This window comes from Pseudoalteromonas obscura (assembly GCF_030135505.1).
In the GTDB taxonomy this organism is placed as follows: domain Bacteria; phylum Pseudomonadota; class Gammaproteobacteria; order Enterobacterales; family Alteromonadaceae; genus Pseudoalteromonas; species Pseudoalteromonas obscura.
Genome location: NZ_JASJUT010000010.1, coordinates 258,545 through 267,172, shown reverse-complemented (window position 1 = coordinate 267,172; position 8,628 = coordinate 258,545). Strand labels below are relative to the sequence as shown.

The 8,628-nt window shown below is 39.3% G+C and carries 9 protein-coding genes; 2 read left to right on the top strand and 7 right to left on the bottom strand.

Annotated features, from left to right (window positions below; genetic code table 11):
- The 4 genes from QNM18_RS20580 to QNM18_RS20565 form a co-directional block, all read right to left on the bottom strand.
- The coding region (locus QNM18_RS20580; protein ID WP_349774896.1) for a transposase at positions 1-273 on the bottom strand (273 nt) is incomplete at its 3' end.
- A gap of 480 nt (positions 274-753) precedes the next feature.
- Positions 754-2,556, bottom strand: coding sequence for an RHS repeat domain-containing protein (locus QNM18_RS20575; RefSeq protein ID WP_284138306.1), 1,803 nt, complete (start codon positions 2,554-2,556; stop codon positions 754-756).
- Between the two features lie 304 nt (positions 2,557-2,860).
- Positions 2,861-3,307: a nuclear transport factor 2-like protein gene (locus QNM18_RS20570; RefSeq protein ID WP_284138305.1), complete on the bottom strand. Its 447-nt coding sequence runs from the start codon at positions 3,305-3,307 to the stop codon at positions 2,861-2,863.
- A 331-nt stretch (positions 3,308-3,638) separates the two neighbouring features.
- Positions 3,639-4,427, bottom strand: a complete 789-nt coding sequence (locus QNM18_RS20565; RefSeq protein ID WP_284138304.1) for a response regulator transcription factor — start codon at positions 4,425-4,427, stop codon at positions 3,639-3,641.
- A gap of 99 nt (positions 4,428-4,526) precedes the next feature.
- Here QNM18_RS20565 and QNM18_RS20560 point away from each other — a divergent pair, with 99 nt between their 5' ends.
- Together QNM18_RS20560 and QNM18_RS20555 are read left to right on the top strand one after the other, a co-directional pair.
- On the top strand, positions 4,527-4,898 hold the full coding sequence (locus tag QNM18_RS20560; protein WP_211008720.1) for a DUF3224 domain-containing protein: 372 nt from the start codon (positions 4,527-4,529) through the stop codon (positions 4,896-4,898).
- 898 nt (positions 4,899-5,796) lie between these two features.
- On the top strand, positions 5,797-7,149 hold the full coding sequence (locus QNM18_RS20555) for a M24 family metallopeptidase (RefSeq protein WP_284138303.1): 1,353 nt from the start codon (positions 5,797-5,799) through the stop codon (positions 7,147-7,149).
- 73 nt (positions 7,150-7,222) lie between these two features.
- Here the strand turns inward: QNM18_RS20555 and QNM18_RS20550 are convergent, their stop codons facing one another.
- The 3 genes from QNM18_RS20550 to QNM18_RS20540 are packed head-to-tail and all read right to left on the bottom strand — an operon-like array spanning position 7,223 to position 8,561.
- Positions 7,223-7,912, bottom strand: a complete 690-nt coding sequence (locus QNM18_RS20550; RefSeq protein ID WP_284138302.1) for a DUF6058 family natural product biosynthesis protein — start codon at positions 7,910-7,912, stop codon at positions 7,223-7,225.
- Positions 7,896-8,228: an antibiotic biosynthesis monooxygenase family protein gene (locus QNM18_RS20545; protein ID WP_284138301.1), complete on the bottom strand. Its 333-nt coding sequence runs from the start codon at positions 8,226-8,228 to the stop codon at positions 7,896-7,898. The genes QNM18_RS20550 and QNM18_RS20545 overlap by 17 nt, the downstream gene beginning before the upstream one ends.
- Entirely contained in the window at positions 8,229-8,561 is a 333-nt protein-coding gene (locus QNM18_RS20540) for an NIPSNAP family protein (RefSeq protein WP_284138300.1), read from the bottom strand.
- Positions 8,562-8,628: the final 67 nt, after the last annotated feature.

Genomic DNA, 8,628 nt, shown 5'->3' with positions numbered 1-8,628 from the left:
TACCTCGTTATCTGACCAACTAAGCGCTTGCTGCCTATTCACGTTAACCACCAAATGATAGTGATTACTCATGATGGCATATGCTGCTATTTCAATCGCAAATACACGACTTAGCAGTTTTACTCTCTCGACTAACCATGTCCGTCTATGGTCAAAGTTTTTGCCTGTATACTTATCCTCTCCGCACAAAAAAGCACGGCGCACACACCGTGCTATCAAGTGATAATAAGACGTCGACGACAGATCTATCAGTGCTTTCCTTGCTCTTGTCATATCTATTCAACTCAAATAAAGCTGGATATTTAAACAGTAGTCAAGCAACGTAATTTATGCAAAGAATTTGTACCTGTCCTATTTGGTTCCACCTATTTGGTTTCTGCACACTGCGCTGGCGCAATTGCACAGAAAAAAGGCGCTCAAAGAGCGCCAGTTTGGAATGGGTGTCTTTGCAACTACGTAATCAGTCGAATCTTAACTTTCTACCATCATGATAAATGTAACCAATTTTCTCTGGTATATCAGTTTCTTCTAATGACACCTTATAAACTTTTGAGTCCTTGTTATTAATAACATCAATAACCATTACTTTTTGACCCGGCCTCAACACACCTAAAACCACAAGAGATTTTGGGTTAACGTCAATTGGCGCACTTTTATAAACATTTGTAGTCTTCACGACCATTACATAAAAGCTACGGTTACAACCCCCAAGGAAAACCAGTGAAATTATAAATAGAGTTATAAATTTCGACATTATTTTACCTGCGGTCCATTTTCTGTTGGGTAATACCATGGAGTTATCCTTGGTGCTGTTTGCGGGTAGAAATTAGAACCGCTTACAATACCAGAGTTCAAAATTGCGTTACCTAAATTAACTGGAAGTATGTTAATACCAATATCAACTCCTATGCTTCGCAAGCCCAAAGTTACTGGTGAGCCACAATTTTGAATATAATTGTATTCGAAGTTATAATTATTTAAATAATTTTCCAAATTGCTAATTTGACTTTGACTTAATGCAAGCTCACTTCCCACAGCTGAACGAAAGTCATTTAAAGCCATATAATCTTCTACATCTAGATTATCCATACCTCCTGGACCAAATGAATACACTTTATCACCTATTCTTATTGCAACATGCCCAAATGAAGATCTCCCCCACCCAGAAGGCTCGTGAATTAAAACCTCAGCTTGTTTGCGATTCACGAAACTTTTGATGCTCTCACCCGCCTGATTCAACACATACTGCATTGCCCCAGTACGAGCACCATTGGAAAACTTTCCGCCAGTTATCTCCGATACTGTACCACCAATTATCGCTGAAATAACCGCTCCTTTTGCAATCTGGCTGAACTCTAAGTCACCACCTCCAGGTAAAAATACGCCGCCTGCTCCTTTAGTTATACCTGCACTTACAAAGCCATGGCCAAATTTACCGCCACTCATCTCTGTTGAAACACCTCCAACTACTGCATGAACGCCAATTTGTGCCGCTACTTGTCCTCCAGTTAACATATTATCACCAAATTCGATAAGTCCCGCAGCCTTTGCTCCCTCTACACTACCAAACTGTTTTAGATTGTCCGCTCCTAAGCCATTAAAATATTGCCCTATAATGGAAAACGCTTGAGCCGATAAACCACCAGTAACTCCAGCCCTAAGTGCCTGAGTTGAACTTCCCCCCATAGCGCGCGTGAAGTCATAGTTCCATGCCGTTGCGCAGGCAAAAACGGCTGGCCCACAGAATGCTGACGCAATATTTCCTACGATGTTTACAAACTCTGCACCAAACACTTTTGCAGTTGATCTAATCAACTTTCGATTAAGTTTCTTAAGGCTTTTAAACAAATACCCACTCGGATCCGTATAACTCAGCGGATTATTCAGCACATAACTATAGCGGTTATAGTTCTGCAAATTCCCCGTCGCTTGTACAAATGGGTCGGTTTGCATAAACCTACCAGTATCTGCATCGTAAATCCGACCATTCATATGAATGATGCGCGTATCATCACCAAATTTAACGGGTTCGTGGCCTGTGTACGCTCTTTGGTTACTTGCAACAGTCCAAAAGAGTCCTGTTTCAAGCGCCCAATTTAGTTTGTCTATGTCATTGTTTGGCATCAAGACTTCTGATTGCTTGCCAAATACGTCATAGCTAAAGCGCTTTAAGAGCTTACCACTATGGTTAACCACAGCAACAACTGAGCCTTGATGGTCTGTAAACAACCACTGTATGCTCTCTTGACCATTCTCATGGTAAGTTTTTACCGCATCGTTGCCAATATTTCGACGAATGTAAGTTTGAGCAGATAAGGCCTCTGAGCCACTTTCTTTAACTATCTCAAGTGCACCCACATAGAAAATGGTTTTATTGCGTTCAACACGTTTAAAGCGTCGGTTATTGGTATCGTAACTAAATTGAACCAACTCGCCATTGACCGTAATGTGCGTTGCCTTATTACGTGCAGAGTACACCACATCGCGTTGATAGTCAGTGCTGCCACCGTTTGTCCTCTTCGCGCTGATTTGATTAGCTTCAGAACAGAAACACACGGATCAATAACCCCGATTTTAATTCTCTACGCAGGAAATTTTCTCATATTTGCGCTTACGGAAGGATTTTAGACATGATTAACCTAATAACTTTAAAGACACCTTGATACTGGATTTTTAGTGCGCCTTACTGACGAAGCAAGCAGTTCACTACACTGCGCAAAGTTGGCTTGTCGTTTTAACTTTAAATGTTCACATATTAGTGATTTCATCATCTGATGATCGTTTACATCCGCAGCAATAAACATGGCGGCTTAACCCTGCCATGTCATAAGTAAATACCGCACTGCTTTTGCTGCTTTGATTACTTCCAGTACTCGATTATTTTTGACACTTTGTGACCCTTAAATTCGAATACTGATAAGTGCTTTACTATTTCCCCTTCAAATATTTCTTGCCTTTCTACAGAAACAGCATTGTGTCCGACAATCACAGCTGTAACCTTATATCGATCATTTTTACGCTGATAGTTACCTGCTTTAAGGAATTTGACATAATTATTGTAAAGGTGTTTGCGCGTATATGTTCCGCCATATACTTCATGGATATACACAAAATCTTCTGTGTAGTGGGAAAAAAGAGTGTCGACATCACTGACCTGTGAGCCCGCCATCAAGATTTTATTTTGTAGTTCATTTATGAAGTTGACAGCTTTTTTTAACTCACTTGCCGTCAAAGTTTCAGCTTCTGTAGCTTTGGCTGATATAAAGAAAAAACTTATTAAAATTAGTAACGTGTATGCTATCTTCATTTTGCTTCCTAACCTCTAGTATTTAAATAAAGCTAAACCAACGAATCGACTTTTTGTGCTAAATTGACATCAACTTCAGCTATCACACAATTTTTGTTTGGAAAACTATACATCTAAAATTATTGGCAAAGATATAGGAGGGAAAATTTGTCAGCTAAAAGTCATAAAATCCATAATATAAGCATATAAATCAAAATGTTAAATTTAATAAGTTGACTCATAAAAACCTGATTGATGTCAAAAATAAATAGTATTGCTTTAACCTACACACTTGTTCACTAATACTATGTGGTATTTGACCTTGTACGTACATATAGACTAACGAGTGCTATTACTTCATGTACTTACCAGGTGTCGTCCCGATGATTTCTTTGAAATCACGGATCAAATGGGATTGATCCGTATAATCGAGCAGTGTGACAATGTCTTGAATATCAGCTTCTTTATTTTCTAGTACCTGCAAAACATGATGTAAGCGATACTTTCTAATTAACCATTTAGGACTTAAGCCTATATACTTGCCAAAAAGGCGTTGAATAGAGCGCTTTGAGAGGTTTGCTTTAGAGGACAACTGTTCAACAGAGAATATAGTGCCATCACTCTTAATTAGATTATATATTTCAAGTACTTGGATTTGCGTTCTAGAGACTGGCATTACATAATCACGAAAAAACGTATGTAAAGCATCCACAATATCCGCATCATTGTGCATGAAGGACAGTGCCTGCAACTCATTATCAAGTCCAGTACTAAACACCTCAGTCAATGTGCATTCTTTATCTATATAATAATCAGGAGGGTTTTTAAGCAGTGGAGCAAGCATGCCAATGTTAAATTTTGTGCCAATTATCCGCCCCTTGCCTCGCATAGTATAGGTATATACTTTACTGACAGGCCCAAGTACCTTGACCCCTTCCTTTTCGATGATCAAATGAAAGTTTGGATCAGGTAAGTTTTGTTGAGTGTGTGTTGCCAGATTGCACAAGTCCCAGTCAACTATCCAAAATTGTTCAATTAAGTCGGCAAAATATGGCTCAGGAAAGTACCTCCTCAAATCATAGTTTTGCTTACTCTTTGTATGGTGTAAAACACCCGAGATCGCATTTGTATTTTCTTTCAATAGCAGCTTTCCTTTTTACAAATTGGCGCGTTTATACAATATCAATTGTATAAAGAGATGATAGTGTATGGGAAGTTTCACAATAAAAAGAGAAAAAACATGGCGATCACAGGCACTTTTCAAATTAATAATTGGCAAGAAAACGTAACCACCAACATGGAAAATAACTGCAAAATTAGCAGCGCCGCTGTTGCACAAAGTTATGATGGAGATTTGGTCGGCACTAGTCAGATACACTACCAACTTTATTATAATAGCGAAGGCAATGCGCTGTTTACAGGCTATGAAGTGATCTCTCTGTCTGAAGACCTTAGCAAAAAGATCATTTTACAACACCAAGGTAAATTCGAAGGCGGTTCTGCATCTGCCCAGTTCGAAGTTATTGAATGTAATTTTGACGCAAATTTAATTGGTAAAACCGGCAGCTTCATTTCCAAAGAAGGCGGACAAGCAGATTATAGAATTGGCTAGTAAATAGTCTACGCTTCGATTGACATACAAACCTATGCCCCCCTGATAGTACTGTTCGTTGTTGAGTCAAGTACATACTTGGCTCGTCATTATCACTTAGACATAGACCTCTTGGGAATAGGCCATACACAATATGGCCTAGCAAAAGACTAAATGAAAAATAGGTATTCATATAATTTTTAACTCTCACCAGCTTTAGCGGGCTAACAATATAGATAGCGCTATCGCTGGATCATTGCTACCTCGAGGTTTTGTCTCCTGAGCCCCTTAATAACATCCATTTCTATCTCAAAATAAACTTAGAGTGCGTGCCAGATAGTTCAATTTTGCAGTGATACACGGGGCTTATAAGAATAATAAATCCGTTTAGATTGAACCTCCTCGATATTTGGAACTTACAAATGATCATGATATCGCCAAAACCTGTACTGATAGTGTTATTTGATAGAGAAAAATTAATTTAAACAGTGACCTCTTTCTCATCGTTTGGGCAAACAAGCTACTGCTTGTAAAAATCAGACATACGAACTAGTGACTGAACATCGATCATAGGGTTTGCGCCTAAGTTAATAAATAGAGGGTAGAAACCGCAGACAAGCTTATCAAAGCACCTCAAAATCAAGTATTAATGTCACAACTATACTTGGGGACCAAATTCAATAACAAAAAACAGATTCAAAAAGTCGGCATTCAATTCACCATAAAAATGGTTTCAAGCGACTCGTAATTTTGGTAGTCAATAAATATCCTCTGGCCACCTGTAGTATATTAATTGCTGAGTTTGCCACAGTGAAATATGATTAACGCTCTCTTACTAAAAATAAAAACGACAGTTTACAGCCGTTCCAAAGCTAATGGCTGTAAATTCCTTATCAACTAAATAAAAAGTAGGACAATCATGTATAAATTATTTGGGCTACTCGTGGCATTGTGTAGTTTAAGCTCAGTGCTAGAAGCTAAAGAGTTTGCGCAAGGACGCCAAATTACCGAAATGCCAGCGGTGCTTACCTTCAAAGAACGTGTCAAACCAGTTAATAATATGGTTGCAGATAGACTCGATAATCTCCTGCCAAAACTGATGCAAGAAGCTGATTTAGACATGTGGCTAGTGATAAACAGGGAGTATGGTGAAGATAAACTTTTTTACACTCTGGTCCCTCAACCCACCTTTGCAGCGAGACGTACTACTTTACTGGTGTTTTCTAAAAACTCAGATGGCAGTGTTGAGCGCTTTAGTGTTAGCCGCTACCCAATAGGAAAACTTTACCCAACAGTATGGAAAGGTGGTAGTAACGAGCAACAATGGCAAAGGCTAGCTGAAGTCATTACAAAACGTGATCCAAAGCGCATTGGGATAAACATGAGTGAAAATTGGGCCCTCGCCGATGGTTTAAGCGTTGGACTACACAAACAACTACGCAAGTATTTACCCAATAAATATCAAAATCGATTAGTGAGCGCTGAAAACTTGGTGCTCCGTTGGCTAGAGACTAGAAGCGAAAAAGAGCTTAATGTATACCCTCAAGTAGTCACGATTGCTAGACGAGTTATTGCAGAAGCCTTTTCCAATAAAGTCATTACACCAGGTGTTACAACGACTACCGATGTTGAATGGTATCTGAGAGAACGTTTCGAAGCATTGCAATTGCGCCCTTGGTTTCAACCTTATGTCAATATTCAACGCCGTGGCGACAATCCTGCAAAGGATGAAGTCTTCATGGGTAAATACAACCGAGTCATTCTACCTGGTGACATCATTCACACAGATGTCGGGATCTGTTACCTCAGCCTTTGTACTGACACACAAGAGATGGGCTATGTATTAAAAACGAATGAAAAAGAGGTTCCCACAGGACTACAAAAAGCACTGGCCATTGGTAACCAGTGGCAAGATATTTTAACCAGCAACTTTAAATCTGGTTTAACTGGCAATCAAATCTTGGCCAACACAATAAGACAAAGTAAAGCCGCCAATATCATTAGTAGCACCTACACTCACCCGCTCGGGTTTGTTGGCCATGCTTCAGGCCCTACCATTGGAATGTGGGATAATCAGGGGCCTACCCCCATCCAAGGTGACTGGAAACTTTTCCCCAATACGGTCTATGCCATTGAAGGCAATATCAAGACTCAGCTGCCTGAGTGGGACAATCAATGGATTCAAATAAAATTAGAACAGGATGCAGTATTTGATGGTAAAAACGTATGGTATCTAGCTGGTAGACAAACACAGTGGCATATCATCAGATAACGCCTTATGAGAAACCTGTTAAACATGAAAATGTCTAACAGGTTACTTTGAAAGCGTTGTAATAAGCGCAGCTTTACGTAACTTTTTCAATTCCATTTGAACTTATGTAACCCATAGATTTAAGCTCTTTTATTAAACGATACAACGTGCCTTTTTCCTGCTCGTGAGGTGCAAGTGTAGAGCTCGCAGTTTTCAAATGTTTTAGTGCGACCAGCACTGCATGACTGTTATTTTCTGAATAAATGCCATTGCTTAAGATTTCACTGAGAATATAAACAGCTAACTCTTTGATTAGAATTTCCCGTGGCATGCCTGTTTTTGTACAAACACCAAATGTACCAGCTAAAAAGTGATGCCACTGAGATTCAATGAAATTATCAAAGTTTGCGTTAAACTGTGTATCTGTGCTCCAAAAACTCTTTGCTAACAGCGCCTCTTTCACAATATAAAATTGTCTCGAAAATGATTTAAATGCTTCTTTTTCCTCTTTGAACAAACAACACTGTTTGAGCCAATCCGTATACGCTTTCGGGTAAAACTCTATTAATTCTCGTTCTTCGAATTTGCCAAAATATGAGGTGCTCGCTAGCGATATATCAAGTTTATAGGCAGGCATTGGCATCATTTTTCTAGATTGGAAATCTCTAAGTTGTATGGCTGATGTATCGCTGCTGCGTATAAGCTGGTTTTGAGTGTAAAAGTGCCCACTTAAGTAGGTGATTAGCGCCATGCTAAAGCCACCTTTATCAATCTGCTGAGTCATAACTCTCCCTTCCTAGACTCATTCCGTAATCTCTGGACACATGAGCCACACGTAAACGAAAATCTTCAAACAACTCTGATTTGCCTTTTTCCTGTGCCTGTTTGTGCTCTAATTGCTCACGCCACCGTAAAATAGCTTGTTCATCTTGCCAAAAGGACAGTGACAAGAAGTAGCATGGATTTGAAACGCTAACAAACCGTTCAATAGAGATAAAACCCGGTTGCTTAGCCAACAGAGTTTTTAAACTCGCTGCGATATCTAGGTATGTGTCTTTCCCCTGTGGTTTCAAAGTAACTTCAAAGATAACCGCTATCATTTATAAAACCTCTGTAAGCTTGAGTGTTTCAACTACACCGTTTAAAAAGTAGCGTTTTTCATGCAAAATGAATTTTTCTTCCTGCGCAAATTCGAAGTTTGCTTGAGCTTGCATGTCTGCTTTTAGCCTAATGCGGTAAGCTTCATAATCGGCAAGGCTGTTAAAAGCAATCAGCCCATAGGCACGTTTATTGTCACCTTCATACGGCGTAAAATACCCAATTAACTCTCCGCCAAGACGCGGGATAATAGCGCCCCAATTTTTGGCATATTGATTGAACTGCACCAGCTTTGTTGGATCAAGTTCATATTCGATAAAACATGTCATGTTCATTCGATTTGCTTCCTTTTTTGTTTTGAGGCAGTCTATCGCGCTAATAAAATGATGCTTCGATGTACAT

Coding starts and splice junctions, on each gene's coding strand:
- QNM18_RS20570 (WP_284138305.1), bottom strand. CDS start 3,307: ATGAAGATAGCATACACGTTACTAATTTTAATAAGTTTTTTCTTTATA.
- QNM18_RS20560 (WP_211008720.1), top strand. CDS start 4,527: ATGGCGATCACAGGCACTTTTCAAATTAATAATTGGCAAGAAAACGTA.
- QNM18_RS20555 (WP_284138303.1), top strand. CDS start 5,797: ATGTATAAATTATTTGGGCTACTCGTGGCATTGTGTAGTTTAAGCTCA.
- QNM18_RS20550 (WP_284138302.1), bottom strand. CDS start 7,912: ATGACTCAGCAGATTGATAAAGGTGGCTTTAGCATGGCGCTAATCACC.
- QNM18_RS20545 (WP_284138301.1), bottom strand. CDS start 8,228: ATGATAGCGGTTATCTTTGAAGTTACTTTGAAACCACAGGGGAAAGAC.
- QNM18_RS20540 (WP_284138300.1), bottom strand. CDS start 8,561: ATGAACATGACATGTTTTATCGAATATGAACTTGATCCAACAAAGCTG.